This window comes from Kocuria sp. CNJ-770 (genome assembly GCF_001942375.1).
GTDB classification, from domain to species: domain Bacteria; phylum Actinomycetota; class Actinomycetes; order Actinomycetales; family Micrococcaceae; genus Kocuria; species Kocuria oceani.
Genome location: NZ_MKJW01000077.1, coordinates 1 through 25,543 on the forward strand (window position 1 = coordinate 1; position 25,543 = coordinate 25,543).

Genomic DNA, 25,543 nt, shown 5'->3' on the forward strand with positions numbered 1-25,543 from the left:
CGTGCGGGACGGTGTGGGCGTGGCGGTGGCGGTGCGGCTCACGGAGGGAGCCGGGACGAACTGCGCCTCCCGGCCGGGGGCGACGGGCTCCGGTTCCGCGGACGGGCTGGGCGCAGCGGTCCGGGACGGCGACCGGGTGGGCTTCGGAGAGGGCGTGCGGGACGGTGTGGGCGTGGCGGTGGCGGTGCGGCTCACGGAGGGAGCCGGGACGAACTGCGCCTCCCGGCCGGCCCCGAACAGGTCGCGACCCACCCCGCCGAGATAGAGGGCGCCGACGCCGGCCAGCACCACGAGCACCACCGCGCCGAGCACGAGCCCCGCCACCACCCGGCCGGGCCCGGAGCCGTGGACCAGCTCGGCCGGCGACTCGCTCCCGGTCCGGTCGGCGGAGCCGTCCGGCGCCCCGGCGACGCCGTCGCGCTCGTCCTCACCGAACAGATCGTCCTCGATCGAATTGCCCATGACCTGCTGACCCCTGACGTGGTTCCGTGCGTCCGGGCCGCGCGCAGGACGGGGGAGCGCGCGGACCCGGGGGCGCGGCGCGGACCGGCCCCTGTTGCGTGCACTCTATCCCGTGGCCGTCCCGGTGCGCCGGAGGCCGGCGCGCGCCGGGGCCGGGAGCTCAGTCGGAGGAGCTGCCGAAGACGATCTCGTCCCAGCTGGGCACGGAGGAGCGCGCCGAGCGGCGGGCCTTCGCGGTCCGGTTGCGCGGCCGGGGCCGCTCGGGCGCGGCGCCCTCGCCGTCGGCCGGACCGGTGTCCGCGCCCGCCGGCCCGGACTCGTCCCGGGCGTCGGGGCGCTCGGAGCCCGCGCCGACGGCGTCCTCGGCACGGCCGGACGCGGGGCGGTCGGCCGGCGACTCCGGGGCCGGGGCCACCGGCCGGAGCGCGGCGATCGGGCCCGGCACCTCCTGCGCCGGGCGCCCCGGCTCCGACGGGTCCTGGGCGGCGGCAACCTGCTCGGTGACGTCCTGCTCGGTCACGTCCTGATCAGGGGTGTCCTGCTCGGGGGCGTTCTGCGGGGACGCGTCCTGGACGACGGGCTCCTGCCCCGCGGCATCCTGCCCCGCGGCGCGGGGGGCGGTGCTGCCCTCGGGGTGGGACGGTGCCGTGCCGGGACCGTCCTCGGGCGCGCCGCGGTCCTGGGACGCATTCTGCGGTGCCGCGCCTGCGGGGTCGTGCCCGGTGCGGCCGGGGCGGCGTCGGGGAAGCGGGTGGCGGGCTGGAAGGGCCGGTCGAACACCGGGGCGTCCTCCGGCGCGGCCAGCGGTCGGGGACGCCGCTCGACGTGGCCCATGCCCCGTCCCAGCAGCTCGGCCAGGGCGTCGTCGCCCTCCACGTCCTCGCCGATGCGCTGACCGCGCCGGGCCTGCAGGACGTCGAGCAGGTCGTCGGCCTCCACGGCGGAGCGGCGCAGCTGCGTGAGCTCCGGGTCGAGCCCGCCGTCCAGGACGCCGAGGCCGGCGCCGAGCGGCGTGTCCGGGGTGCCCGTCTCGGTGAGGGCCTCGGCCCAGGAACTGGCCGGGCGCACGCTCTGGTTCGCCGGGTTGTAGAGCCACTCGGCCTGGGGCTCGTCCTGGGTGGGGGCGGACCCGGCGTCGGCCACGGAGAACCGGGCGACCACGGTCCACAGGTGGTCCTCGCGCTGCCAGGAGTCCCACTCGAGCGAGGAGGGGTCCACGCCGAGGTCACCGGCCCGGTGGGCCACGGCCCGGCCCAGGGTCAGCGGCTCGCCCTCGAAGACGGAGTGGTAGCCCCGGTGCGCGGAGCGGTCCTCGATCTCGACCTTCTGCGCCTCGGCGGCGATGTGGGCGCGCTCGGCGAGGATCGGCCACTCGTAGCGGCGGACGCGCGCGGCCTCCCAGCCGCTCTCGGCCACGATCTCCTCGACGGTGGCCCCGGCGCGGAACCGGGCCTGGATCTCGCGCGGACCGAACTGGCCCGTGCCCCGGGGGCGGGCGCCGGCGAGGCGCCGGGCGCGCTGGACGGCCAGGCGCAGCTCCTGGTCGATCCGCAGCAGGCGGCGGGTGCCCGTCTCGTCCTCGACGACCAGGTGCTCACCGTCGTCGTGCACACCTGCCAGGCGCAACTGCTCCATGCTGTCATTCCTCCGGGTGGTTCTCGGGTGCGCTCGCGGTCGTCGAGCGGGGACTGCGCGGCGGGGCCGGTGGCCGCGGGCGTGGTGCCGGTGCGACCCTGCGCCCCAATCCTACTGGCCGCCGCACGGGGGTCGCCGGACGCCGCCCGCGAACCCCTCGGACCGCGTGTTCGCGGGCGGGAGCACGGTTGGATTTTTGCCCTCACATGGTGAACAATCTACGCGATACAGAGCCCGGTGGGCGGCGCGGCAGCCGCCCGAGAGCTCGTCCTGGACCCATCTTGGAGCGAAGACCGACTATGGCCACTGATTACGACGCGCCGCGCAAGCAGGACGACGAGCTCAAGGAGGACTCGATCGAGGAGCTGCAGACGCGCCGCAGCGACCCGCAGTCGGGCAGCGTCGACGAGGACGAGGCGGCGGCGGCCGAGAGCTTCGAGCTGCCCGGCGCGGACCTCTCCAACGAGGAGCTCTCCGTGGTGGTGCTGCCGGCCCAGGAGGACGAGTTCACCTGCGGCTCGTGCTTCCTGGTGCGCCACCGGTCCCAGGTCGCCGAGGAGAAGAACGGCGTCAAGTACTGCATCGAGTGCGTGGGCTGAGCACCGCACCCGCCGGACCGCCCCGGCACCGGAGGAACCCCGCCGCGACGCGTGTCGCGGCGGGGTTCCTCCGTCCGGGTCCGGGGCTCACACCGGCTGGGACAGGACCTCCACGATCCGCTCCGGGTGCCGCGTCGACGTCAGCCAGTACGGGGTCGGGTCCACGGGATCGGTGATGCGGATCCGCACCACGGGGCCCACGGACGCCCGGAAGTTCATGAACGCGCGGCCGTCGAGCTCGGGGCCGCGCACGCGGCGCACCTCGTCACCGCGGAAGGCCTCGGCGGTGCCGACGAAGCGCCGCTCGATCCGGGCCCGGCCGACCTGCAGCGACTCGTCGGTGATCACGATGGAGCTGGTGGAGGCGAGCAGCGCCGCGGCGGCGCCCCCCGCGGCTCCGAGGGCGGCGAGCCCGGCCACCCAGAGGTTGATGGGCGCGAGCGCCACGAGGACGACCAGTCCGGTGAAGAGCACGAGGAGCCACATCCACCACGCGGCGGTGAGCTTCTCCTCGTAGAGGACCCGGGTCCCGGGGTCGCCGGCCGGGGACGGTCGGGCGCCGCGGGGGTCGTCGGACGGGGACTCGCTGGAGGAAGCAGGGTGGGACATGGGACAAGGTTCTCACGACCGCGGGCGTGGTCCGGCGCGTTAGAGTGGGGCACTGTGAACGACCAGTCGACAGGCCACCGGCCTTCCCCGGGCCCCGGGCGCCCGCTCAGCATCGCGCTGCAGGCGATCGACCCGGACCTCCCCCTGCCCGTGTACGCGAAGTCCGGCGACGCCGGCGCGGACCTGCGCTCCCGCGCGGACCTGACCCTCGGCCCCGGTGAGCGCGCCCTGGTGCCCACGGGCGTGGCCATCGCGCTGCCCGAGGGCTACGCCGGGTTCGTCCACCCGCGCTCGGGCCTCGCCGCCCGCCACGGCATCACGGTGGTCAACGCCCCCGGGACGGTGGACGCCGGCTACCGGGGGGAGATCATGGTGACGCTGCTCAACACGGACCGGGACGAGCCCTTCCGGGTCAGCCGCGGGGACCGCATCGCCCAGCTCGTGGTGCAGCGCGTGGAGCAGGCCGTCTTCGAGGTCGTCGACGTCCTGCCGGTGTCCGAGCGCGGCGGAACGGGCTTCGGCTCCAGCGGCACCGCCTGACCACGAGCTGACCCGAGAGCTGACGCCACGAGCCGGCACGCGTGCCGGCGGAGGAGAACGAGAACATGTTCGGTCGCAAGAAGAACAAGCCGGCGGCGCAGGACGTCCCGGAGCAGCCGCAGGACGCCCCGGAGGAGCAGCCGGCGCCGCCCCGGGAGCCGCAGGGCCCGCTGGACGTGGCCCAGCTCGAGGACCGGGACGGCTACCTCGACCTGGGCGCGCTGCTCGTGCGGCCCCGGCAGGGCCTGGGGGTGCGCCTGGAGGTCGACGAACGCACCCAGCGTCCGCGCGCGGTGGCGCTCGACCTCGCCGGCGGCTCGGTGCAGGTCCAGGCGTTCGCCGCGCCCCGCTCCGAGGGGCTGTGGGACGAGGTCCGCCGCGAGCTCGTCCAGTCCCTGCGCGAGGGCAACGGGGAGCCCACGGTGGAGGAGGGGCCCTTCGGGCTCCAGGTGCTCACTCGCTTCCCGGCCACCGCCTCGGACGGGACCCGGGGCTTCCGCCTCGCGCGCTTCGTCGGCATCGACGGTCCCCGCTGGTTCGTGCGCGCGGTGTTCACGGGCACCGCCGCGGTGGCAGCCGAGTCCGCCGCCCTCGAGGAGGTCGTCCGCGAGCTCGTCGTGGTGCGCGGCGACCGTCCCATGCCCCCGCGGGAGCTGCTCCCGCTCACCGTGCCGGAAGGCTCCGTCCGGGCGCCGGCCCCGCGGCCGGAGGCCGGGCCCGTGGCCCCGCCGCGGCGCGGCCCCGAGATCACCGAGATCGGCTGAGCCGTGGCACACGCGCACATCGGCTCACCGCGGGCGGGATCGGCGACGGGAGCGATCGACGTGGTCACCGAGGCTCCCGTGTGCGCCGGGGACCTCGACCCGGCGGCCGCCGGCGGCCGGCACCGGGTGATGGCCACCGGCCAGGTGGTCGAGGTGACGGTGCCCCCGGTGACCGGGGTGCAGAACTACACGGCGCTGCTCGTGCCGGAGTGCGACCGGGATCCCGACGCCCCCGAGCCCCGGGCGCTGCTGCTCGTGTGGCAGGGCCAGCGCAGCGTGCCGGGCGTGACCGCCGGGACGCGGCTGCGCTGTGTGGGGGTCGTGAGCTTCCGCGACGGCCGCCCCACCATGTTCAACCCGCGCTACGAGATCATCGCCAAGCAGGTCAGCAGATAGGACGGAACAGCACATGTGGCAGGTCGACGGATGACACGTCCCGGGGAGCCGGACGAGACGGCGGGCCCCGCCCCGCGCCGCGCCGGGATGGAGGACTCGATGGCCGCCTACGCGGCCCGCTCCGGCATGCGGCGCAAGGACAACGGCCAGCTCGACGTGCTGCACGCCGTCGGGGGCTGGCGGGGCCTGGCCGAGACGATCCTGCCGGGCTTCGTGTTCCTGGCCGTGCTCCTGGTGGGCAACACCCTGGGGGTGGCCCTGCTGGCGTCCCTCGGGACCGCGGCCGCGTTCACGGTGCTGCGCCTGGCCCAGCGGCAGAGTCTGGTCCAGGCGGTCTCCGGTGTGGTGGGCGTGGGCGTGTGCGCGCTGTTCGCCCGCGCCACCGGCGAGGCCCTGGACTACTACGTCCCCGGGTTCTGGATCAACACGGTCTCCTTCGTGGGCCTGGGGATCTCGCTGCTCGCCGGCTGGCCGCTGCTCGGGGTGTTCTACGGCTACATCCGCGGGGAGGGCACCCAGTGGCGCGACGTCCCGGTGCGCCGGCGCGCGTACCGGGTGGCCACGGTGATGCTCATGGCCATGTTCGCGGCCCGGCTCCTGGTGCAGGTGCCGCTGTACTTCGCGGAGAACCTCACCGGGCTGGGCGTGGCCCGGCTGGTCATGGGCGTGCCCCTGTACGCGCTGACGCTGTGGCTGGCGTGGCTGGTCTCCCGGCCGCCGGAGCAGATCGCCGCCGAGCAGGACGGCACCGAGCAGGACGTCACCCAGTAGGACGGCGCCGAGCAGGACGGAGCCGAGGGGGACAGGGCCGGCTGAGCCGCCCGGCCGGGCTCAGCCCTCGAGCGGCTCGTGCTGGTCGGCGGTCGTGAACATCGCGCGCAGCTGCCCCTCGCCCTCGGCGGTGGAGACGAAGAAGAGCTGGTCGGCGCCCTCCAGCACGTCGTCGCCGGAGGGCGTGATGGGCACGCCGTCGCGCAGGATCGCCACGAGCGTGACGTCCGGGGGCCACGGCACCTGGGAGACCATCGAGGCGATGACCGGGTGCTCGTGCGGGACGGTGTAGGCGGAGAGGGTCGCCCCGCCCGTCTGCAGGGTCAGCAGCCGCACCACGTCGCCCACCTCCACGGCCTCCTCGACGAGCGCCGTCATCAGCCGCGGCGTGGACACGGCCACGTCCACGCCCCAGGCGTCGTCGAAGAGCCACTCGTTCTTGGGGTTGTTCACCCGCCCCACCGTGCGGGGCACGCCGAACTCGCTGCGCGCCAGCAGGGAGACCACCAGGTTCGCCTTGTCGTCGCCCGTGGCGGCGACGACGACGTCGGTCTGCTCCAGGCCGCCCTCCCGCAGCGTGGACAGCTCGCAGGCGTCGCCGATGATCCACTGGGCCCCGCGCAGGTCGGAGCGCCCGATCACCTCGGGCTTCTCGTCGAAGATCACCACCTCGTGGTGGTGGGAGAGCAGCTCCCGGGCGATCGAGGCCCCCACGGCGCCCGCGCCCACGACGACCACGCGCATCAGTTGCCTCCCGGGTAGGTGCGGTCGGCGCCGGACGCGTCCTCGGCGTCGCGGCGCAGGGAGTTGGCGAAGTCCAGGACGTCCGGGTCCGGCGGGCGGGAGAGGATGCGAGAGATCGCCTCCACCTCGCCCGTGCGCATCATCGCGTGCACCACGTCCCCCTGCTGGTAGCTGGTGTCCGGGCCGGGCAGGACGCCCTCCCCGAAGCGGGTCACGAAGGCCACGCGCACGCCGGCGGCCTCCTCGATCGCCTCCAGGTGCAGGCCCGACCACGAGTCGTCGAGGGACAGCTCGCCCAGCTGCAGCCGGCCCGAGCCTCCCGGAAGTCGGCGGTGATCGACTGCTCGGGCAGGATCCGGCGCAGCGCCTGGTCCGCGCTCCAGCGCACGGCGGCGACCGTGGGGATGCCCAGGCGCTGGTAGAACTCCGCGCGGGAGGGGTCGTAGATGCGGGCGACCACGTGGCGGACCTTGAAGGTCTCGCGCGCGACCCGCGCGGCGATGATGTTGGAGTTGTCCCCGCTGGAGACGGCCGCGAACGCGTAGGCCTCCTCGATCCCGGCCCGGCGCAGCACCTCGCGGTCGAAGCCCAGCCCGGTGACCTTCTTGCCCTCGAAGGACTTGCGCAGCCGGCGGAAGGCCCGGTCGTCCTGGTCGATCACCGCCACGGTGTGCCCGGAGTCCTCCAGGGTGTGCGCGACCATCACGCCGACGCGCCCCACTCCCATGATCACGAAATGCGCCATGTCCTCAGCCTAGGCCACGCGGGGCGGCGCACCTCACGCCCGTCCCGGCGGACAATCGGTGCCGGACGGACTACCGTGGGGAGCCGTGCAGAGCATTCCCCGGGCGCTGCGCCGCGCACTCGTCGGCAAGCCCATCCACAACGAGCGGTTCCACGACGCCGTGCTGCCCAAGCGCACGGCGCTGCCGGTCTTCTCGGCGGACGCGCTGTCCTCGGTGGCCTACGCGCCGGACGAGATCATCCTCACGCTCGCCCTGGCGGGGACCACGGCGGTCGCGATCTCCCCGTGGGTGGGCCTGGCCGTGCTCGTGGTGCTCGCCGTGGTCATCGCCGCCTACCGGCAGAACGTGCGCGCCTACCCCTCCGGCGGCGGCGACTACGAGATCGTCTCCAAGAACCTCGGGCGCACCGCCGGCGTGGGGGTCGGGGCGGCCCTGATGGCCGACTACACGCTGGTCGTGGCGGTGTCCATGGCCACCGCCGCGCAGTACGTCACGGCGGCCCTGCCCGGCCTGGCCGACCGGCGGGTGGAGCTCGCGGTGGTGGGGGTGCTGCTCGTCGGGCTGCTCAACCTGCGCGGACTGGCGTTCATCGGCCGGGCCGCCGCGGTGCCCACCTACTTCTTCCTGGCCGTGCTCGCCGCGCTGCTGCTCGTGGGCGTGGGCCAGGACCTCACCGGCTCCCTGGGGCAGGCCCCGAGCGCGGACCGGGAGGTCCTTCCCGCCGCCGGCTTCGACGCCGGGCTGACCGGCCTGGCGGGGGCGCTGCTGGTGCTCCGGGCCTTCTCCTCCGGGGCCGTGGCGCTGACCGGCGTGGAGACCATCACCAACTCCGTGCCCTACTTCCGCAAGCCGCGCGCCGCCAACGCGGCGGCCACCCTCGGCCTGCTGGGCGCGCTCTCGGCGGCCCTGCTCGCCGGGGTCATGTACCTCGCGGACCGCACGGACGTCGTCGTCGTGGGCAACCCCGAGGAGCAGCTGCTGGTCGACGGCCGGCTCCCCGCCCCGGACTTCTTCCAGGACCCGGTCCTGGGCCAGCTCGCCAAGACCGTCTTCGGCACCGACTCCCTGTGGTTCTACGTGCTCGTGGCCGCGACCGTCGGGGTGCTGGTCCTCGCCGCGAACACGGCCTTCTCCGGGTTCCCCACGCTGGCCTCCCGGCTGGCGCGCGACGCCTTCCTGCCGCGGCAGCTGCAGGCGCGCGGGGACCGGTTCGCCTTCACCAACGGCATCCTGCTGCTGCTGCTCGTGGCCGTGGTCCTCATCGTCGCGTTCGGGGCCAACGTCAACAGCCTCATCCAGCTCTACATCGTGGGCGTGTTCGTCTCCTTCACCCTCACCCAGGCGGGCATGGTCCGGCACTGGGGGCGGGTCCGGCGGATGCGGCCCCACCCCGGGGTGCGCCGGGAGCTGTTCGGCCGCCGGGCGGTGGCGCTGGTCGCCTTCGTGCTGTGCGCGGCCGTGCTCGTGGTCGTGGTCGTGACCAAGCTGACCCAGGGGGCGTGGATCACCCTGGTGGCCATCGTGCTGCTCAGCGCCGTGATGGCCGGCGTCCGCCGGCACTACGACGCCGTGGACGCCGAGCTCGCCCTGCAGCCCGACTCCCCGGTGCGGGCCCTGCCCTCCCGGGTGCACGCCATCATCTACGTCTCCTCCGTGCGCAAGCCCCTCATGCGCGCCCTCGCCTACGCCCGGGCCTCCCGGCCCTCGACCCTCGAGGCGGTGGTGGTGGACACCAACGCCGCTGCCACCCGGCGGATCCTCGACGAGTGGCAGCGGCTCGAGATTCCGGTGCCCGTCACCGTGCTCGACGCCCCCTACCGGGACACCATCGGCCCCGTGGTCGACCACGTGCGCGGGGTCCGCCGGAAGTCCCCGCGGGACCTGGTCGTGGTCTACCTGCCCGAGTACGTGGTGCGCCACCGCTGGGAGCGGCTGCTGCACAACCAGGCGATCCGCCCGCTGCGCGCCCGCCTGCACCAGGAGCGCGGGGTCATGACGGCCTCCGTGCCCTGGCACCTGTCCTCGGCCGCCGGCCAGGACGTCGGCCCCGAGTCCGCCCCCGCCCCCCAGCAGAGAGCCGCCCGCCCGTGACCTCCCCGCACCCCCCGGCCACTCCCGACGAGCACGACGAGCTCGAGCTGCGCCTCGGCCCGATCGCCCACGGCGGCCACACCGTGGCCCGCACCGGCGAGGGCCGGGTGGTGTTCGTCCGCCACGGCCTGCCCGGGGAGCTGGTCCGCGTCCGGCTCACGGAGGCCGGCGCCGAGGCGCGCTTCTGGCGCGGCGACGTGGTGGCGGTCCTGGAAGCCGACCCCGGCCGCCGCGATCGGCACGTCTGGGCGCCGGCCGACGCCCTCCTGACCTGGCGGCGCGGCGAGCCGCCCGTGGGCGGGGCGGAGTTCGGCCACGCCGAGCTCCCGGCCCAGCGCCGGCTGAAGGCCGCCGTGGTCGCCGAGCAGCTCTCCCGCCTGGCGGGTCTCGAGACCGTGGTGGAGGTCGAGGCCATGCCCGGGGAGGACCCCCTGGGCCTGGGCTGGCGGACCCGGGCCCACTTCGCCGTGGACGCCGCCGGGCGGATCGGGATGCACCCCCACCGCGATGCCGCCGTCGTCCCGGTCGAGAGCTTCCCGCTCGTCGTCCCGGCCATCGACGAGCTGAGGCTCTCCGCGCTGGACCTGCGGGGCGCGGTGCGCGTGGACGTCGCGGCCCCGGCCGGCGGCGGGACGCCGCTGGTCCACCTGGCCCTGGCCGCCGGCGCCGACCGGCAGCGGCTGCGCCGGGAGCTGGACCGCCTCGCCGCCGGCCGGGAGGTCTCCGTCACCGCCCGCGCCGAGGACTCGCGCGAGCTCGAGACGTGGTCGGGGCGGCCCGCCGTCGTCGAGCACGCCGGCGCCCACCGCTGGGAGGTCTCGGCCGAGGGCTTCTGGCAGATCCACCGCAGCGCCCCCGGCCTGCTGCTCGAGGCGGTGCCTGCCGCGGTCGGGGCCCGCCCGGGGGAGCACGCCCTCGACCTCTACGCCGGCGCGGGCCTGTTCACGGCCGCGCTCGCCGACGCGGTCGGCCCCGCCGGGTCCGTGCTCGCCGTCGAGGGGTCGCCCGTCACCAGCGCCGACGCGCGGCGCACCTTCACGGACCGCCCGCAGGTCCGGGTGGAGCGCGGCAGCGTCGACAAGGTCGCGGCCCGGCTCTGGCCGGGCACCGCCGCGCCCCGCAGGCGGAGGTCCCCGGGACGGGCCCGGGCGGCGGACCGGCCGGACGTCGTGGTCCTGGACCCGCCCCGGGCCGGCGCCGGGCGGGTCGTGGTGGACCAGCTCGTGGCCCTGGCCCCGCGCCGGATCGCCTACCTCGCCTGCGACCCGGCCACCCTGGCGCGGGACCTCGGCCGGTTCCGCCGGGCCGGGTGGCGGGTGCGGTCGGTGCGGGCCTTCGACATGTACCCCAACACCCACCACGTCGAGACCCTGGCGGTCCTGGAGCCCTGACCCGCGCCCGGTTGTGTCGTCGGGCCGACGGCCGCTCGGGAGCCACCGCGCCCGATCGGGCTACACTGACAGGTGACTGTTCACGGGAGAACGCCCGGCACTTCGCCGGGATCCTCCCGCGGGCGTTTCCATGACGGTGGCGAGAGGAGTTCCACGCATATGAGCACGGTGGACAGCTTCGGAGCCAAGGGCGTTCTCGACGTCGACGGCACCGAATACGAGATTTTCCGACTGAACACGCTGGAGGGGGCGCAGAAGCTCCCGTACAGCCTCAAGGTTCTGCTCGAGAACCTGTTGCGCACCGAGGACGGCGCCAACATCACCTCCGAGCACATCGAGGCCCTGGCCGGCTGGGACCCGGAGGCCGAGCCCAGCATCGAGATCCAGTTCACCCCGGGCCGTGTCATCATGCAGGACTTCACCGGCGTGCCCTGCATCGTCGACCTCGCCACGATGCGCGAGGCCGTCGCGGACCTCGGCGGCGACCCCGCCCGGGTGAACCCGCTCGCGCCCGCCGAGCTCGTCATCGACCACTCCGTGCAGATCGACTCGTTCGGCAGCCCGGAGTCGATCGAGCGCAACATGGACATCGAGTACCAGCGCAACGGCGAGCGGTACCAGTTCCTGCGCTGGGGCCAGACCGCCTTCGACGACTTCAAGGTCGTGCCCCCGGGCATGGGCATCGTCCACCAGGTCAACATCGAGAACCTGGCCCGCGTCGTCATGACCCGCGAGGTCGACGGCGTCCTGCGCGCCTACCCGGACACCTGCGTGGGCACCGACTCGCACACGACCATGGAGAACGGCCTGGGCGTGCTCGGCTGGGGCGTGGGCGGCATCGAGGCCGAGGCCGCGATGCTCGGCCAGCCCATCTCGATGCTCATCCCGCGCGTGGTCGGCTTCAAGCTCACCGGCGAGATCCCGGCGGGCGCCACGGCCACCGACGTGGTGCTCACCATCACGGAGATGCTCCGCGAGCACGGCGTGGTCGGCAAGTTCGTCGAGTTCTACGGCGAGGGCGTGGGCGCGGTGCCCCTGGCCAACCGCGCGACGATCGGCAACATGAGCCCCGAGTTCGGCTCGACCGCCGCGATCTTCCCGATCGACGACGTCACCCTGGACTACCTGCGCCTGACCGGGCGCTCCGACGAGCAGGTCGCGCTCGTCGAGGCGTACGTGAAGGAACAGGGGATGTGGCACGACCCGGCCGAGGAGATCACCTTCTCGGAGTACCTCGAGCTGGACCTCTCCACCGTGGTCCCCTCGATTTCCGGGCCCAAGCGCCCCCAGGACCGCATCTCGCTCACCGACGCGAAGGCGCAGTTCCACGAGGACATCAAGAACTACGCCACCCACGTGGACGAGGACGTCACCGCCGGCAACTCCGCCGACGACGCCTCCGCCCAGTCGTTCCCGGCCTCCGACGCCCCGGCCTACAGCCCGGGCGACCAGCAGACCGAGGCCGACCGCCCGCGCGAGCACCACGCGTACGCCGAGAACGGCCGGCCGACCAAGCAGGTCCCCGTGTCCATGCCCGACGGTCGGGAGTTCGAGCTCGACCACGGCGCGGTGTCGATCGCCTCGATCACCTCGTGCACCAACACCTCCAACCCCTCGGTCATGATGGCCGCGGCGGTGCTGGCCCGCAACGCCGTCGAGAAGGGCCTGAAGGCGAAGCCGTGGGTCAAGACCTCGATCGCACCGGGCTCCAAGGTCGTCACCGACTACTACGAGAAGTCCGGTCTGGTGCCGGCGCTGGAGGAGCTCGGCTTCTACATCGTGGGCTACGGCTGCACCACCTGCATCGGCAACTCGGGTCCGCTGGAGGAGGAGATCTCCCAGGCCATCCAGGACAACGACCTGGCCGTGACCTCGGTGCTCTCCGGCAACCGCAACTTCGAGGGCCGGATCAACCCGGACGTGAAGATGAACTACCTGGCGTCCCCGCCGCTGGTCATCGCCTACGCCCTGGCCGGCAACATGGACTTCGACTTCGAGAGCGAGCCCCTGGGCCAGGACGCGGACGGCAACGACGTCTACCTCAAGGACATCTGGCCGGAGCCGGCCGAGGTGCAGAAGATCATCGACGCGTCCATCGACACGGAGATGTTCACCCGCGAGTACGGCACCATCTTCGACGGTGACGAGCGCTGGCAGAACCTGGACACCCCCACCGGCAAGACCTTCGAGTGGAACCCGCAGTCCACCTACGTGCGCAAGCCCCCGTACTTCGAGGGCATGACGATGGAGACGACCCCGGTCGAGGACATCTCCGGCGCGCGGGTGCTGCTGAAGCTGGGCGACTCGGTCACCACCGACCACATCTCCCCGGCGGGCTCCTTCAAGTCCGACACCCCGGCCGGCCAGTACCTCATCGCCAACGGCGTGGAGCGCAAGGACTTCAACTCCTACGGCTCCCGGCGCGGCAACCACGAGGTCATGATCCGCGGCACCTTCGCCAACATCCGGATCAAGAACCAGCTGCTGGACGGCGTGGAGGGCGGCTTCACCCGCGACTTCACCCAGGAGGGCGGCCCCCAGGCCGCCGTGTACGACGCCGCGATGAACTACCAGCAGGCCGGCGTCCCGCTGGTCGTGCTGGGCGGCAAGGAGTACGGCTCCGGGTCCTCGCGCGACTGGGCCGCCAAGGGCACCTCGCTGCTGGGCGTCAAGGCCGTCATCGCCCAGAGCTACGAGCGCATCCACCGCTCGAACCTCATCGGCATGGGCGTGCTGCCGCTGCAGTTCCCGGCCGGGGAGTCCGCCGACTCCCTCGGCCTCGACGGCACCGAGACCTTCGCCATCGAGGGGGTGACCGCGCTCAACGAGGGCACCACCCCCAAGACGCTGAAGGTCACCGCCACGAAGGAGGACGGCTCCACGGTCGAGTTCGACGCGGTCCTGCGCATCGACACGCCGGGCGAGGCGGACTACTACCGCAACGGCGGGATCCTGCAGTACGTGCTGCGGCAGATCGCCAAGTAGCTCCCCGGGCGCGCTCCGGCGCCCCGGGGAAGCACGGGCGAGCGGTCGCCCGGTCCTGATCCAGGACGCACGAGGGGCCCGGTCCGGCGACGGACCGGGCCCCTCGTGCTGCCCGGGGGTGTCGGGGCGAGCGAGTAGGATCGGGGGAACGCGCCGCCCCGGCGACCCCGGAGCGGCCGACCACGACGCCGAGAAGTGCGGGAGGAAGCATGAGCGTGCTGGAACGGGTGTCCGGGCCCGAGGACCTCGCGGGGCTGACCCGCGCGGAGCTGACCGAGCTGGCCGCCGAGATCCGTGACTTCCTCGTCACCCACGTCTCCGCGACCGGGGGCCACCTGGGGCCGAACCTGGGGGTCGTGGAGCTGACCATGGCTGTCCACCGCGTCTTCGACTCGCCCAAGGACTCCGTGGTCTTCGACACCGGGCACCAGTCCTACGTGCACAAGCTGCTCACGGGACGCCAGGACTTCCGCACGCTGCGCCAGGAGGGAGGCCTCGCCGGCTACCCGGACCGGGCGGAGTCGGTGCACGACATCGTCGAGTCCTCGCACGCGTCGTCGTCCCTGTCCTGGGCGGACGGGATCTCCCGCGGCTACGCCATGACGGGGCAGTCCGACCGGCACACCGTGGTGCTCGTCGGGGACGGCGCGCTGACCGGCGGCATGGCGTGGGAGGCCGTCAACAACATCGCCTCCGACCGCGACCGCAAGGTCGTGATCGTGGTCAACGACAACGGCCGCTCCTACGCCCCCACGGTGGGCGGGTTCGCCAACCACCTGGCCGAGCTGCAGGCGAGCGTGCAGCAGGGCGTGGACGCGGTGCGCACGGACCGGCGCTACGAGCAGACCCTCGAGTCGGTGAAGAACCTGCTGAAGCACTCCGGGCCGGTGGGGGAGATGCTCTACCGGGGCCTGCACGGCATGAAGCAGGGCCTGAAGGACGTCGTGGTCCCGCAAGGGATCTTCGAGGACCTCGGCATGAAGTACCTGGGCCCGGTGGACGGCCACGACCTCGAGGCGGTCGAGCAGGCGCTGAGCAACGCCAAGAACTACGGCGGGCCCGTGATCGTGCACGCCATCACGGAGAAGGGCCACGGGTACGCGCCCGCGATCGCCCACGAGGACGACCAGTTCCACGCCGTGGGCGTCATCGACCCCGTGACGGGACGCTCCACCGCGACGAGCTCCGAGCGCAGCTGGACGGCCGTGTTCCGGGACGAGATCGCCCGGATCGCCGACGAGCGCGAGGACGTCGTCGGCATCACCGGGGCCATGCTCATCCCGGTGGGGCTGCAGAAGATGCAGGCCGCCCACCCCGACCGCGTGGTGGACGTGGGCATCGCCGAGCAGCACGCCGTGGCGATGGCCGCGGGCATGGCCTACGGCGGGCTCCACCCCGTGGTCGCCCTGTACGCCACGTTCCTCAACCGCGGCTTCGACCAGCTGCTCATGGACGTGGCCCTGCACCGGGCCGGGGTGACCCTGGTCCTGGACCGGGCCGGGGTCACCGGACCGGACGGGCCGAGCCACCACGGCATGTGGGACCTGGCGCTGCTCCAGATCGTCCCCGGGCTGCACCTCGCCGCCCCACGGGACGAGCCCACCCTGGTCGAGGAGCTGCGCGAGGCGGTGGCCGTCGGCGACGCCCCCACGGTCATCCGCTACCCCAAGGGGTCCGTGGGCACGCCCGTCCCGGCGGTCGAGCGGCTCCGCGACGGCGTGGACGTCCTCGCCCGCCGCGGCGGGGAGAGCGGCACCGAGGGGGCCCGCCGCGACGTCCTGATCGTCTCCGTGGGCGCCATGAGCGGGCTGTCCCTCGACGTCGCCGACCGGCTGGAGGCCCACGGGGTGTCCTCCACCGTGGTCGACCCCCGGTGGGTGCTCCCGGTGCCCGGGTCGGTCATCGAGCTCGCCGCCCAGCACCGGATCGTGGTCGTTGTGGAGGACGGGGTGCGCGCGGGCGGGATCGGCTCAAGGATCCGGCAGGAGATGCGCGCCGCCGGCGTCGACACCGCCCTCAACGAGGTCGGCCTGCCGACCCGGTTCCTCGCGCACGGCTCGCGCTCCCAGGTCCTGGAGCGGGTGGGGCTGACCGCCCAGCGCGTCGCCCAGGACACGCTCGCCTCCGTGCTCGGCACCCGGGTGCCCTACGCCCGCCCGGTCGAGGCGGAGGACACCGAGGTCCTCCCCGACACGGCCCGGGACAGCACGTCGCTGCCGCGGCCGGGCCGGGGCTGAGCGGCTCAGCCCAGCACGATCCGGCCCTCCCGGACGGCCACCGGGTACGGCGTGAGCCCCGTCCGGGCAGGTCCGCCCCGGACCTCCCCGGTGGCGAGGTCGAACTGCGAGGCGTGGCAGGGGCAGACGTAGAGCTGCTCCTCGGGCACGACCATGCAGCCCTGGTGCGGACACACGGGGGAGAACGCCACGACGGTGTCCTCGGCGGGCCGGGCCACCACCGCCTGCACGCCGTCCCGGTCCACCTTGACGCCGGAGCCCACCGGCACGTCGCCGACCGCGCCCGCGTCCACGGACCGGGCAGGTCCGTCCGGCGGCCCGTCCTGGCCGCCGCAGGCGCTGAGTGCCGCTGCGGCGCCGAGGCCCGCGCCGGCCACGCCCAGGACCGTGCGCCGGGGCAGTGCCGTGGGGGCGGTGGAGGCGTCGGGCTCGGCCATGGTGGTCCTCTCGTCGGCGGTGCTGCGGGTGCACCGCCAGTCTAGGCGCCGCCGCCGACGGGCCGGCCGGAGCTCCACCGGTGCGGTCGAACGGTGCGGACGAACGGTCGGTCGAGGAACGTGCTCGGGGCGTGCGCCCGGGCGGGGCGGGTGATCGCTCTCAGCGGAGACCGGCGGGAGCAGTGTCGGCCACAGCATGTGATCAGTAGGATGATGATGACAACAGACACCGGGGACGAGCCGTGCACCAGAGGCTCCGACCCGTTCCCGGCCGCCGCGCCGGGACGGACGGAAGGACAGCACCATGATCAAGCGACTCATCTTCGTGACCGGTTTCGGCGTCGGCTTCGTGGTCGGCTCGGCCTCGGGCCGCCAGAGCTACGAGGCCCTGAAGCAGAACGCCATGAAGACCTGGCAGGACCCCAAGGTGCAGGCGAAGGTCTCCGAGGGCACCGACTGGGTCAAGTCGGAGGTGCCCGTGGTCGGCGGCAAGCTCGCCGACTCCGCCAAGAAGGCCGCCGACACGGTGGGCACGAAGGCCTCGGACGCGTCCTCGACGGTCAAGGACAAGGTCTCCGGCTCCTCGGGCGGCACCGACGCGGCGACCGGCACCTCCACTACCGGCTACGCGGACCTGCAGACGGCGAAGCCGGTCACTCCGGAGAGCCCGCTGGAGCCCGCCGAGCCGCAGCCGGCCCCCGGCGACACCCAGAGCTGATCCCAGCAGCCCCGTGACGGGCCCCGGCCGACGGCCGGGGCCCGTCGTCGTGCCGTCCCGCGCGGCGCCCGGCCCGAGACGGCACCGACCGGGGACGGCACCGACCGGGGACGGCACCGACCGGGGACGGCACCGGCCGGCCGCCGCAGGCCGTACGGTTCAGGCCGCGGGGGCTCCCTCGCCGCCGGCGGGAGAGGGACCGGTCCCGGGCTGCTCGTCCTGGATCTGCTCGTCCTGCACCTGCTCGGTCCGGGACGGCTCGACCTGAGGGGGCCCGGCCTGGGGCTGCTGCTCGGCGTGGCGGGCGGCGCGCTTGCGGGCCCGCAGCTCCCGCCACGCCGCGCCGATGACGGGGGCCGTGAGCTGGACCTGCCAGCGGCGGGCGCCCAGGTCGCGCAGCCGGTCGGCCACCGCCTGGTCGCCGGTGCTCTTGGGCGGCTGCCAGCAGAACCGGCGCAGGTGCTCCGGGGTGAGCAGGTTCTCGGTCGGCAGCCCGTGCTCCTCCGCCAGCTCGGTCACGACCGGCTTGAGGACCTTCAGGCGGGCGGCGGCCTCGGGGCGCTTGGCCTCCCAGGCCTTCACGGGCGGCAGGGCGTCGGACCGCACGGTGACGGGGACGAGCTCGGTGGCGTTGCGGGCCTCGGCGATCGCCCGCAGCCACCGGGGAGCCTCCCGCGCGGCCTGCCGTCCGTGGAATCCGGGGGTGGCCAGCAGCTGGGGCACGGTCCGCGGCATGGCGGAGGCCGCCGCCACGAGAGCCGCGTCCGGCAGCAGCCGGCTGGGGGAGAGGTCCTTGTGCCGGGCCAGCGCTTCGCGCTCCTCCCACAGCAGGCGCAGCGCGGTGAGCTGGCGACGGCCCTTGACCTTGGTGATCCCGGAGGTCCTGCGCCACGGGTCCTGGCGCGGCGGGGCGGGCGGAGCCGTGCGCACGGCCTCGAACTCCTCCAGGGCCCACTCGAGCTTGCCCTGCTCCCGGAGCAGGTCCTCCATCGCCCAGCGCAGCGGGATCAGCATCTCCACGTCGAGGGCGGCGTAGTTGAGCCAGTCCTGCGGCAGGGGCCGCTTGGACCAGTCGACGGCGGAGTGCTCCTTCGCCAGCGTGTAGCCGAGCAGCTCCTCCGTCTCGGCGGCCAGCCCCACCCGGCGGAGCCCGGCGATGCGCCCGCCCAGCTCGGTGTCGAACAGCTGGTCCGGCTCCATGTCCAGGGCCCGCAGCGAGGGCAGGTCCTGGGTGGCGGCGTGCAGCACCCACTCCACGCCGGCGAGCGCCTCGTTCAGCACGGCCAGCGACCCGGTGGCCTCGGGGTCGATCAGCACGGTGCCCACGCCCTCGCGGCGGAGCTGGACGAGGAAGGCGCGCTGGCCGTAGCGGAAGCCGGAGGCGCGCTCGGTGTCGATCGCGGCCGGGCCCGTCCCCCCGGCCACGGCGGCGGCGGCCCGCTCGAGCCCGGCCACGGTCTCGACGACGGGCGGGACGCCGTCGAACGGGGCCGCGAGGTGGACGCTGTCGGGGATCTCGTAGTCCTCGAATCCGGCGACCACCGGGGTCGGGGACTCGTCGGGCGCGGATCGGCGGTCGGCTGGGCTGGTCAAGGAGCGTCTTCGATTCTGTGTCGGCCCCGTCGGGGCGCGGTCGGTTCGGTGGTCAGCGGCGCGGGTGCAGCACGGTCACCCCGCGCGGGTAGGGCGGCAGGCCCGCGAACGCGCAGACCGTGTCCGCCCAGGCGGCGAGGTGCGGCTCCACGTCGGACCCGTGGGGCGTCCAGGACGCCCGCAGCTCGACGTCGGCCCCCTCGAGCTGGTCGCCGAGGGTCCCGAAGCCCTCGGCGAGGACCCGGGACGCGGTGCCGCCCTCCCGAGAATATCCGGCCCGGTGGCGCCGCAGGGACTCGAGCAGCCGGGTCCAGGCGAGCAGCCCGGCGGTGTCGTCGCACCCGACCTCCCGGCCCACGGCCGCCCGCGCCCAGGTGACGATGCGGAGGGGCCCGCCCCAGGCCTCGGGCTCGGAGGGGTCGAACAGCAGCACGAAGCGGCCCGCGGCCAGCTCGTCCGTCGGTCCCCGGTCCCCGAGCTCGTCGGCCGGGAGGCCGTGCGCGGCCGGGGCGGGAGCGGGGTGCCGGGCTCCGCCGCCGGGCCGGCGGGCGGGGCCGGCGGCTGCCGCACCTCCGCGCGCACCGCGGCCGCGAAGGGGGCCAGGTGCGTGGGCGCGGGGATCTCGGTGAGCTCGATGCCGTCCCGGTACGGGGTGCGGAGCAGGTGCTCCAGGGCCTCCTGGAAGCCCTGGGACACCCCTGAGAGGTCGTTCACGGTGCTCACACTGGAAGGGTAGGCCGTCCGGGCGCCGGCGTGGCCGGTGCCACGCCGCGCGCGGGCCCGCCGGTCACGAGGAGGCGGGGACCAGCCGGACCGAGACGGAGTTGATGCAGTACCGCAGGTCGGTCGGGGTCGGGAAGCCCTCGCCGCCGAAGACGTGGCCCATGTGCGAGTCGCAGGCGGCGCACCGGACCTCCACCCGCTCCATGCCCAGGGCGGTGTCCTTGATGTAGCGGACCCGGTCCTCCGCGAGCGGGGCGTAGAAGGAGGGCCACCCGCAGTGGGCGTCGAACTTCGTCTCCGAGCGGAACAGCTCGGCGCCGCACGCGCGGCAGGTGTACACGCCCTCGGTCTGGGTGTTCCAGTACTCGCCCGTGAAGGGCCGTTCCGTCCCGGCCTCCCGCAGCACGTGGTACTCCTCGGGGGACAGGATCGAGCGCCAGTCCTGCTCGGTCCGGTCGGTGGGCTCGGGGCGGTCGTCGTGCCTGGTGGTCTCGCTCATGGTGTCGTCCTCCGGGATCGGGCGGGCGGGTGGTCGGGCGGGTGGTCCGGCCGGCGGCCCGGGAACCGGAGCACCCGGCAGGGACAACGACGTGCCCCTCCGGGTTATGCCCGCGGCCCCGTGGAAGACTGGTGGCATGCCTCGACGCTTCCGCCCGGCCCCCGCCGCGCCCCCCGCGGCGCCGCCCGCTCCCGCCACGGCGTGGGCCCGCGGCGCCGTGGTCGGCGCCGCCGCCACCGTGGGCGCGGCCTCCCTGTCCTTCGGGCTCTCCAGCGCCGCCGCGGCCTACTTCGCCCGGCAGGTCGTGGTGCCGCCGAAGTACCGTTCCGAGGACCTGCCCATCCTCGGGCTGACCCGCACCGGCGAGGACGGGGACCCGGCCGCGACGACCCTCGTGAAGCTGCCGGCCACGGTGGACACGACCGTGGCGGGCACCTACAGCCTGCGCTTCGACGCCGGCCGCGGCCACGCCCGGATCGGCGCGATCCGCTCCTACTCCCCGCAGGAGGGCACCGTGACCCGGGTGGTGGAGGAGGTCTACACGGGGGACCTCGCGAAGGCCTCCCGCGGCTTCTGGTCCGGGACCGTCTACCCGGACCCCGGTGCGGCCGGGCTGCCGTTCGAGGAGGTCGAGATCCCCATCGAGGTCGGCCCGGCGCCCTGCTGGGTCGTGCCCGCCGAGGGCGGGCCCACCCCGGAGGGCGAGCGGCCGCGGGAGCTGCCCGGGCCGTGGGCGATCATGGTGCACGGGCGCGGGGCCAACCGGATGGAGACGGTGCGCGCGGTGCCCGTGGCCCGGGAGCTCGGGCTGACCTCCCTGCTGATCTCCTACCGCAACGACCGCGAGGCGCCGCCCACCCACGACTTCCGGTACGGGCTGGGGTTCACGGAGTGGAAGGACGTGCAGACGGCGATCAGCTACGCCAAGTCCCGCGGCGCCACGCAGATCGTGCTCTTCGGCTGGTCCATGGGCGGGGCCATCTCCCTGCAGACGGCCGATCTCTCCTTCTACCGCGACGACATCGCCGCCCTGGTGCTGACCGGGCCGGTCGTGGACTGGTTCGAGCTGATCGCCCACCACTCCCGCACCCGGCGCATCCCCTCCGGGATCGGCCGGCTGGCCACCAGCCTCATCTCGCACCCGGGGGGCCGGATGCTGACCGGACTCGCCGCGCCGGTGGACCTCAAGGCCCTCGACTGGCTCTCCCGCAGCGAGCAGCTGCACACGCCCACCCTGGTGCTGCACTCCGTGGACGACGAGTTCGTCCCCGCCGCCAGCTCCCGCCGGCTCGCGGAGCTGAACCGGCTCGTGGAGTTCGTGCCGTTCACCCGCGCCCGGCACACCAAGGAGTGGAACGTGGACCCGCGGCGCTGGGAGGACGCGGTGCGGAGGTGGCTGCCGGAGCGGCTGGCGCAGGACGCCCTGCCGGCCGGGGGAGCCGGGGCCGCGCGGCCCTGAGCCCGGTCAGCTCCGCAGCGCCGCCGTGCAGCCCCCGGTGAGCCGCAGCAGCTCAGCCGGGGCCAGCTCCACGTCCAGGCCGCGGCGCCCGCCGGAGACGAGCACCGTGGCCCACCCGAGCGCGGAGTCGTCCAGCAGGGTGGGGGAGGGGGTCTTCTGGCCCAGCGGGGAGATGCCCCCCACCACGTAGCCGGTGCGCCGCTCCGCCAGCCTGGGCTCGGCCAGGGCGGCCCTCTTCCAGCCCAGCGCGGCTGCGGCCGCGCGCACGGACAGCCGGGCGGAGACGGGCAGCACCGCCACCGCCCAGTCGCGCTCGTGGACGAGCATGAGGGTCTTGAACACCTGCGCGGGGTCGCGGCCCAGCGCGGCGGCGGCCTCCAGGCCGAAGGACGCCGCCGCGGGGTCGTGCTCGTACTCGTGCCGGGCGTAGGCCACCCGCTCCCGCTCCAGGAGCGCGACGGCGGCCGTGGGCCCGGCACGGCGGGCGGTCCTGGCCATGACGGGCGGCCCGGCCCTCAGGCGCCCTGGAGCTCGCGCACGCGCCGCTTGACCCGCCCGAGCATCGCCGACATCCCGCGCATCCGCAGCGGGGAGACGAGCTGGGTCAGGCCGAAGCGCTCCGGCAGGTCGTCGGGGACCTCGAGGACCTGCCGGGCGGGCAGGCCGTCGAGCCCCTCGTGCAGGATGGACGCGAACCCGCGGGTGGTGGGTGCCTCGGCCGGGGCGGAGAAGAACAGCCGCACCGGGGCCTCGGGGCCCGGCTCGCTGCCCTCGTCCCACTCGACGGTCAGGAACAGCGGCGACTGGCACTCCACGACCTGCTCCAGCTCCTCCGGGTGCTCGCCGAGCCGGGCGGGCAGGGCCGGCAGGGAGCGGGAGAACTCCAGCAGCAGCTGGAGCTTGTCCTCCTCCGGGACGGCCGTGAAGTCCTCGACGAGCTCCTCGAGCTGGGCGGGCAGCGGAGCGCTCATCGGGACGCCCCCGGGGCCTCGCCGCGCTCCTCGCCGAGGACGATCGGCACGCGCACGGAGTTGCCCCACTCGGTCCACGAGCCGTCGTAGTTGCGCACCTTCTCGAAGCCGAGCAGGTACTTCAGCACGAACCAGGTGTGGCTGGAGCGCTCGCCGATGCGGCAGTAGGCGATGATGTCGTCGTCCTCGGCCAGGCCGACCTCGTCGCGGTAGACCGCCTCGAGCTCCTGGCGGGAGCGGAACCGGCCGTCCTCGGCGGCGGCCCGGGCCCACGGCACGGAGGCCGCGGTGGGGATGTGCCCGCCGCGCAGCGTGCCCTCCTGGGGGTACTCGGCCATGTGCGTGCGCTCACCGGTGTACTCCGGCAGGGACCGGACGTCGATCAGCGGCTGCTCGCCGAGGTGGCCGAGCACGTCCTCCTGGTACGCACGGGCCCGGGAGTCGTCGCGCTCGACCACCGGGTACTCGGCGCGCTCGGGCACGACCTTGTCGGTGGACTGCTCCCGGCCCTCGGCGATCCACTTGTCCCGCCCGCCGTTCATGAGCCGCACGTCGGGGTGGCCGAACAGCTCGAACACCCACAGGGCGTAGGCGGCCCACCAGTTCGACTTGTCCCCGTAGACGACCACGGTGGTGTCGCGGGAGATGCCCTTGCGGGACATCAGCTCCGCGAACTGCGCGCCGTCGACGTAGTCGCGGGTGTCGGGGCGGTTCAGGTCGGTGTGCCAGTCCACCTTCACGGCGCCCGGGACGTGCCCGGTCTCGTACAGCAGCACGTCCTCGTCGGACTCGACGAGGACCACGCCCGGGTCGTCGAGGTGCTCGGCGACCCACTGCGTGGACACCAGCCGCTCGGGGTGCGCGTACTGCGCGAACTCTTCGTTGTTCTCCACGGCAACGCCCATGGGGGCTCCTTCCGGGGTGGGGATCGGATTCCCCTCCAGCGTAGTGCTCCCGGCCGGGTGCCGCCCCCCGCACGGGCGGCACCCGGCCCGGGGCGGCCGGGATTTCGCGGCCGGCGCACCGGCGGCCGCGGGGCGCGGGCTAAAATCGCCGGAGCACCCGCGCGCGTCGCTCCGGCGCGCCGAACCAGCGAGCCGTCGTGCCCGGCGGACAGAGAGGTCTCCCCGTGAGCATCCGCATCGAACACCTCACCGACCGCCGGCCGCACGTGTCGGCCGACGAGCTGCTGGCGGGGTTCCGCCCGTCCGAGCGCTTCGGCGAGGTCTCGTTCGACACCTACCGCCCCGATCCCCAGCAGCCGTCCCAGGCGGAGGCCGTGCGGGAGCTGCGCGCCTTCGCGGACTCCGTGGGACGGGCCGGCTCCGGCGGCGGGTTCTTCGCCAAGCTCTTCGTCGGCGGCCCCCGCCCCGCCGACGTCCGCACGGGGATCTACCTGGACGGCGGCTTCGGCGTGGGCAAGACCCACCTCCTCGCCTCGCTGTGGCACGCCGTGCCCGGCCCCAAGGCCTTCGGCACCTTCGTGGAGTACACCAACCTGGTGGGCGCGCTGACCTTCCGCAAGGCCGTCGACGCCCTGAGCACCTACCAGCTGGTGTGCATCGACGAGTTCGAGCTCGACGACCCCGGGGACACCGTGCTGATGTCCCGCCTGATGCGCGAGCTCGCCGACGCCGGCGTCCGGATCGCCGCGACGTCCAACACGCTCCCGGGCTCCCTCGGCGAGGGCCGCTTCGCCGCCCAGGACTTCCAGCGGGAGATCCAGGTGCTGGCCGACCAGTTCGAGGTCGTGCGCATCGACGGTGAGGACTTCCGGCACCGCGGCCTGCCGCAGGCTCCGGCGCCGCTGTCCGGCGGCGAGCTCGAGCGCGCCGTCGAGGAGCGGTTCTCGGGCCGGGTGGTGGCCGCGGACGCGTTCGCCGACCTGATCGAGCACCTCTCCGACGTCCACCCCTCCCGTTACCGCAAGCTCCTGGAGGGGATCGACGCGATCGTGTGGCAGGACGTGCACACGATCGAGCAGCAGGCCGTGGCCCTGCGCTTCGTCGTGCTCGCCGACCGGCTCTACGACAAGAACCTGCCGATCATCGCCTCCGGCCGGCCCTTCGACGAGGTGTTCACGGCCGAGATGATGGCCGGCGGCTACCAGAAGAAGTACTACCGGGCGGTCTCGCGGCTCACCGCCCTGGCCCGGGAGGGGATCCTGGGGGACGTCTCCACGGTCTGAGGCCACCGCCCGGGTGCACGGCCCGGGCGCACCCTCCGCGCCCGCTCCGCCGCCGTCCCCGGACGGGCCGGCGGGGCGGGCGCCGTCGTCGGGGGCCCGCAGGGGCACCGCCCAGGAGGCGGCACGACGACGAGGGCCCCGGCTGAGATGATCTCAGCCGGGGCCCTCGTCGGTGCTCGTGCGCGATACTGGGTTCGAACCAGTGACCTCTTCGGTGTGAACGAAGCGCGCTACCACTGCGCCAATCGCGCTCACTGCTCGAAAACCATAACCCACAACCGGGCCGTGGGCCAATTCGCCCGTCCGGCCGCAGTGCCGGCCGCCGATTTGGCGATCCGGAAAACCGTCCCGTACAGTCTCTGCCTGTCAGGAACACCGACGGGTTCCGGCGAACGGACGGGCCGCGAGGCCGGGACGCTCCAGGACTCCGCCGGATGTTGACGCACCGGACCGGCGGGAACGCCGGGCACGGGGCTGTGATAGAGTTCCACACCGGAAGATCGAGAGATCCCCGGAAAGACATGCGGACGTAGCTCAGCTGGTAGAGCACCACCTTGCCATGGTGGATGTCGCGGGTTCGACTCCCGTCGTCCGCTCGCAGGAATCGGCATGTCCCATGCCGTGACCGACGGCCCTGTCCGCGAGGACGAGGCCCCGGTGGGGTGGCCGAGTGGTTAGGCAGCGGCCTGCAAAGCCGTCTACGCGGGTTCGAATCCCGTCTCCACCTCGGTGCACGACCCACCATGCTTGACGGCCTCCCCGGAGGTCGCCGGTCAAGCGCGATTGGCGCAGCGGTAGCGCGCTTCCCTGACACGGAAGAGGTCACTGGTTCGATCCCAGTATCGCGCACCACCCGAAGGCCCCGGCTCCCCGAGCCGGGGCCTTCGTCGTGCCCGGCGGGCCCCGGGCGTCCCGTGTCCGAGGCGGTCGGTAGCCTGCGGCCCAGGACCCGGAGCACCGGGGACCCGCCCGGTCGAGCCGGGGA

At 74.2% G+C, this 25,543-nt stretch carries 23 protein-coding genes, 4 tRNA genes and 3 pseudogenes; 15 read left to right on the forward strand and 15 right to left on the reverse strand.

Going from position 1 to position 25,543, the window contains the following annotated elements; translation table 11 throughout:
- From BJF77_RS04150 to sepH, 3 genes and pseudogenes are all read right to left on the reverse strand, one after another.
- A pseudogene (locus BJF77_RS04150) lies at positions 1-462 on the reverse strand (hypothetical protein); the annotation flags it as partial.
- A gap of 160 nt (positions 463-622) precedes the next feature.
- On the reverse strand, positions 623-982 hold the full coding sequence (locus BJF77_RS04155; RefSeq protein WP_075871353.1) for a hypothetical protein: 360 nt from the start codon (positions 980-982) through the stop codon (positions 623-625).
- Positions 979-2,097 (reverse strand): septation protein SepH, encoded by a 1,119-nt coding sequence (gene sepH / locus BJF77_RS04160; RefSeq protein WP_075871354.1) that lies wholly within the window; start codon positions 2,095-2,097, stop codon positions 979-981. The genes BJF77_RS04155 and sepH overlap by 4 nt, the downstream gene beginning before the upstream one ends.
- A 299-nt stretch (positions 2,098-2,396) precedes the next feature.
- Here sepH and BJF77_RS04165 point away from each other — a divergent pair, with 299 nt between their 5' ends.
- A complete protein-coding gene (locus BJF77_RS04165; protein ID WP_047802547.1) occupies positions 2,397-2,696 on the forward strand; it encodes a DUF4193 domain-containing protein in 300 nt (99 codons plus the stop codon).
- 87 nt (positions 2,697-2,783) lie between these two features.
- Here BJF77_RS04165 and BJF77_RS04170 read toward each other — a convergent pair whose 3' ends face one another.
- Positions 2,784-3,305, reverse strand: coding sequence for a DUF3093 domain-containing protein (locus tag BJF77_RS04170; protein WP_047802548.1), 522 nt, complete (start codon positions 3,303-3,305; stop codon positions 2,784-2,786).
- A gap of 111 nt (positions 3,306-3,416) precedes the next feature.
- On the opposite strand from BJF77_RS04170, the gene dut reads away from it, so the two are divergent.
- The 4 genes from dut (at position 3,417) to BJF77_RS04190 (ending at position 5,776) form a co-directional block, all read left to right on the forward strand.
- Entirely contained in the window at positions 3,417-3,845 is a 429-nt protein-coding gene (gene dut / locus BJF77_RS04175; protein ID WP_369821359.1) for a dUTP diphosphatase, read from the forward strand.
- A 65-nt stretch (positions 3,846-3,910) separates the two neighbouring features.
- Positions 3,911-4,609: a DUF3710 domain-containing protein gene (locus BJF77_RS04180; protein ID WP_047802562.1), complete on the forward strand. Its 699-nt coding sequence runs from the start codon at positions 3,911-3,913 to the stop codon at positions 4,607-4,609.
- A gap of 3 nt (positions 4,610-4,612) precedes the next feature.
- Positions 4,613-5,005, forward strand: coding sequence for a hypothetical protein (locus BJF77_RS04185; RefSeq protein WP_238985989.1), 393 nt, complete (start codon positions 4,613-4,615; stop codon positions 5,003-5,005).
- Positions 5,006-5,035: 30 nt separating this feature from the next.
- Positions 5,036-5,776 (forward strand): DUF3159 domain-containing protein, encoded by a 741-nt coding sequence (locus BJF77_RS04190; protein WP_047802551.1) that lies wholly within the window; start codon positions 5,036-5,038, stop codon positions 5,774-5,776.
- 60 nt (positions 5,777-5,836) lie between these two features.
- Here BJF77_RS04190 and BJF77_RS04195 read toward each other — a convergent pair whose 3' ends face one another.
- Positions 5,837-6,520 (reverse strand): TrkA family potassium uptake protein, encoded by a 684-nt coding sequence (locus BJF77_RS04195; protein ID WP_047802552.1) that lies wholly within the window; start codon positions 6,518-6,520, stop codon positions 5,837-5,839.
- Positions 6,520-7,265, reverse strand: a pseudogene (locus BJF77_RS04200) (TrkA family potassium uptake protein). The gene BJF77_RS04195 and the pseudogene BJF77_RS04200 overlap by 1 nt, the downstream one beginning before the upstream one ends.
- An 85-nt stretch (positions 7,266-7,350) precedes the next feature.
- Between BJF77_RS04200 and BJF77_RS04205 the strand changes: the two are divergent.
- From BJF77_RS04205 to dxs, 4 genes are all read left to right on the forward strand, one after another.
- Entirely contained in the window at positions 7,351-9,357 is a 2,007-nt protein-coding gene (locus BJF77_RS04205; RefSeq protein ID WP_075871356.1) for an APC family permease, read from the forward strand.
- Positions 9,354-10,748, forward strand: coding sequence for a class I SAM-dependent RNA methyltransferase (locus tag BJF77_RS04210; protein WP_075871357.1), 1,395 nt, complete (start codon positions 9,354-9,356; stop codon positions 10,746-10,748). The genes BJF77_RS04205 and BJF77_RS04210 overlap by 4 nt, the downstream gene beginning before the upstream one ends.
- 159 nt (positions 10,749-10,907) lie before the next feature.
- Positions 10,908-13,733, forward strand: coding sequence for an aconitate hydratase (locus BJF77_RS04215; RefSeq protein WP_075871358.1), 2,826 nt, complete (start codon positions 10,908-10,910; stop codon positions 13,731-13,733).
- Between the two features lie 209 nt (positions 13,734-13,942).
- Positions 13,943-15,970: a 1-deoxy-D-xylulose-5-phosphate synthase gene (gene dxs, locus BJF77_RS04220; RefSeq protein WP_075871359.1), complete on the forward strand. Its 2,028-nt coding sequence runs from the start codon at positions 13,943-13,945 to the stop codon at positions 15,968-15,970.
- A 5-nt stretch (positions 15,971-15,975) separates the two neighbouring features.
- Here the strand turns inward: dxs and BJF77_RS04225 are convergent, their stop codons facing one another.
- Positions 15,976-16,407 carry a Rieske (2Fe-2S) protein gene (locus BJF77_RS04225; RefSeq protein WP_075871360.1) on the reverse strand — a complete coding sequence of 144 codons (432 nt, stop codon included), beginning with the start codon at positions 16,405-16,407 and terminating at the stop codon, positions 15,976-15,978.
- 304 nt (positions 16,408-16,711) lie between these two features.
- Between BJF77_RS04225 and BJF77_RS04230 the strand changes: the two genes are divergently transcribed.
- Positions 16,712-17,125, forward strand: a complete 414-nt coding sequence (locus BJF77_RS04230; RefSeq protein WP_075871361.1) for a hypothetical protein — start codon at positions 16,712-16,714, stop codon at positions 17,123-17,125.
- Positions 17,126-17,284: 159 nt separating this feature from the next.
- On the opposite strand, the gene BJF77_RS04235 is transcribed toward BJF77_RS04230, so the two are convergent.
- The 4 genes and pseudogenes from BJF77_RS04235 to msrB form a co-directional block, all read right to left on the reverse strand.
- Positions 17,285-18,718 (reverse strand): HRDC domain-containing protein, encoded by a 1,434-nt coding sequence (locus tag BJF77_RS04235; protein ID WP_369821355.1) that lies wholly within the window; start codon positions 18,716-18,718, stop codon positions 17,285-17,287.
- Between the two features lie 52 nt (positions 18,719-18,770).
- Positions 18,771-19,151 carry a DUF3000 family protein gene (locus tag BJF77_RS21380; protein WP_369821356.1) on the reverse strand — a complete coding sequence of 127 codons (381 nt, stop codon included), beginning with the start codon at positions 19,149-19,151 and terminating at the stop codon, positions 18,771-18,773.
- Between the two features lie 182 nt (positions 19,152-19,333).
- Positions 19,334-19,441, reverse strand: a pseudogene (locus BJF77_RS21385) (DUF3000 domain-containing protein); the annotation flags it as partial.
- 64 nt (positions 19,442-19,505) lie between these two features.
- Entirely contained in the window at positions 19,506-19,940 is a 435-nt protein-coding gene (gene msrB, locus BJF77_RS04245) for a peptide-methionine (R)-S-oxide reductase MsrB (protein ID WP_047805047.1), read from the reverse strand.
- 136 nt (positions 19,941-20,076) lie between these two features.
- Here msrB and BJF77_RS04250 point away from each other — a divergent pair, with 136 nt between their 5' ends.
- On the forward strand, positions 20,077-21,399 hold the full coding sequence (locus BJF77_RS04250) for a S9 family peptidase (protein WP_075871362.1): 1,323 nt from the start codon (positions 20,077-20,079) through the stop codon (positions 21,397-21,399).
- Positions 21,400-21,405: 6 nt separating this feature from the next.
- Here the strand turns inward: BJF77_RS04250 and ybaK are convergent, their stop codons facing one another.
- Genes ybaK through BJF77_RS04265 form a run of 3 tightly spaced genes read right to left on the reverse strand, consistent with a single transcriptional unit; the run spans position 21,406 to position 23,275 of the window.
- Complete coding sequence (gene ybaK / locus BJF77_RS04255; protein WP_047804928.1) at positions 21,406-21,897, reverse strand: Cys-tRNA(Pro) deacylase; 492 nt, start codon at positions 21,895-21,897, stop codon at positions 21,406-21,408.
- Between the two features lie 17 nt (positions 21,898-21,914).
- Positions 21,915-22,370 carry a SufE family protein gene (locus tag BJF77_RS04260; RefSeq protein WP_075871363.1) on the reverse strand — a complete coding sequence of 152 codons (456 nt, stop codon included), beginning with the start codon at positions 22,368-22,370 and terminating at the stop codon, positions 21,915-21,917.
- On the reverse strand, positions 22,367-23,275 hold the full coding sequence (locus BJF77_RS04265) for a sulfurtransferase (protein WP_075871364.1): 909 nt from the start codon (positions 23,273-23,275) through the stop codon (positions 22,367-22,369). Before BJF77_RS04265 ends, BJF77_RS04260 begins: the two co-directional genes overlap by 4 nt.
- A gap of 224 nt (positions 23,276-23,499) precedes the next feature.
- Between BJF77_RS04265 and zapE the strand changes: the two genes are divergently transcribed.
- Positions 23,500-24,558 (forward strand): cell division protein ZapE, encoded by a 1,059-nt coding sequence (zapE, locus tag BJF77_RS04270; RefSeq protein WP_075871365.1) that lies wholly within the window; start codon positions 23,500-23,502, stop codon positions 24,556-24,558.
- A 179-nt stretch (positions 24,559-24,737) separates the two neighbouring features.
- On the opposite strand, the gene BJF77_RS04275 is transcribed toward zapE, so the two are convergent.
- Positions 24,738-24,809: transfer RNA gene (locus tag BJF77_RS04275), tRNA-Val, on the reverse strand.
- A 272-nt stretch (positions 24,810-25,081) separates the two neighbouring features.
- Between BJF77_RS04275 and BJF77_RS04280 the strand changes: the two genes are divergently transcribed.
- The 3 genes from BJF77_RS04280 to BJF77_RS04290 all read left to right on the forward strand — a co-directional run bounded on the left by BJF77_RS04280 (position 25,082) and on the right by BJF77_RS04290 (position 25,410).
- Positions 25,082-25,154 (forward strand) — tRNA-Gly (locus tag BJF77_RS04280).
- A 60-nt stretch (positions 25,155-25,214) separates the two neighbouring features.
- Positions 25,215-25,285, forward strand: a tRNA-Cys gene (locus BJF77_RS04285).
- A gap of 50 nt (positions 25,286-25,335) precedes the next feature.
- Positions 25,336-25,410: transfer RNA gene (locus tag BJF77_RS04290), tRNA-Val, on the forward strand.
- Positions 25,411-25,543 lie beyond the last annotated feature (133 nt).

What these genes read in the sequence shown, in the direction of transcription:
- sepH (WP_075871354.1), bottom strand. Translation starts at nt 2,097, where the DNA reads ATGGAGCAGTTGCGCCTGGCAGGTGTGCACGACGACGGTGAGCACCTG.
- BJF77_RS04165 (WP_047802547.1), top strand. Translation starts at nt 2,397, where the DNA reads ATGGCCACTGATTACGACGCGCCGCGCAAGCAGGACGACGAGCTCAAG.
- BJF77_RS04170 (WP_047802548.1), bottom strand. Translation starts at nt 3,305, where the DNA reads ATGTCCCACCCTGCTTCCTCCAGCGAGTCCCCGTCCGACGACCCCCGC.
- BJF77_RS04180 (WP_047802562.1), top strand. Translation starts at nt 3,911, where the DNA reads ATGTTCGGTCGCAAGAAGAACAAGCCGGCGGCGCAGGACGTCCCGGAG.
- BJF77_RS04190 (WP_047802551.1), top strand. Translation starts at nt 5,036, where the DNA reads ATGACACGTCCCGGGGAGCCGGACGAGACGGCGGGCCCCGCCCCGCGC.
- BJF77_RS04195 (WP_047802552.1), bottom strand. Translation starts at nt 6,520, where the DNA reads ATGCGCGTGGTCGTCGTGGGCGCGGGCGCCGTGGGGGCCTCGATCGCC.
- BJF77_RS04215 (WP_075871358.1), top strand. Translation starts at nt 10,908, where the DNA reads ATGAGCACGGTGGACAGCTTCGGAGCCAAGGGCGTTCTCGACGTCGAC.
- dxs (WP_075871359.1), top strand. Translation starts at nt 13,943, where the DNA reads ATGAGCGTGCTGGAACGGGTGTCCGGGCCCGAGGACCTCGCGGGGCTG.
- BJF77_RS04225 (WP_075871360.1), bottom strand. Translation starts at nt 16,407, where the DNA reads ATGGCCGAGCCCGACGCCTCCACCGCCCCCACGGCACTGCCCCGGCGC.
- BJF77_RS04230 (WP_075871361.1), top strand. Translation starts at nt 16,712, where the DNA reads ATGATCAAGCGACTCATCTTCGTGACCGGTTTCGGCGTCGGCTTCGTG.
- msrB (WP_047805047.1), bottom strand. Translation starts at nt 19,940, where the DNA reads ATGAGCGAGACCACCAGGCACGACGACCGCCCCGAGCCCACCGACCGG.
- BJF77_RS04250 (WP_075871362.1), top strand. Translation starts at nt 20,077, where the DNA reads ATGCCTCGACGCTTCCGCCCGGCCCCCGCCGCGCCCCCCGCGGCGCCG.
- ybaK (WP_047804928.1), bottom strand. Translation starts at nt 21,897, where the DNA reads ATGGCCAGGACCGCCCGCCGTGCCGGGCCCACGGCCGCCGTCGCGCTC.
- BJF77_RS04260 (WP_075871363.1), bottom strand. Translation starts at nt 22,370, where the DNA reads ATGAGCGCTCCGCTGCCCGCCCAGCTCGAGGAGCTCGTCGAGGACTTC.
- BJF77_RS04265 (WP_075871364.1), bottom strand. Translation starts at nt 23,275, where the DNA reads ATGGGCGTTGCCGTGGAGAACAACGAAGAGTTCGCGCAGTACGCGCAC.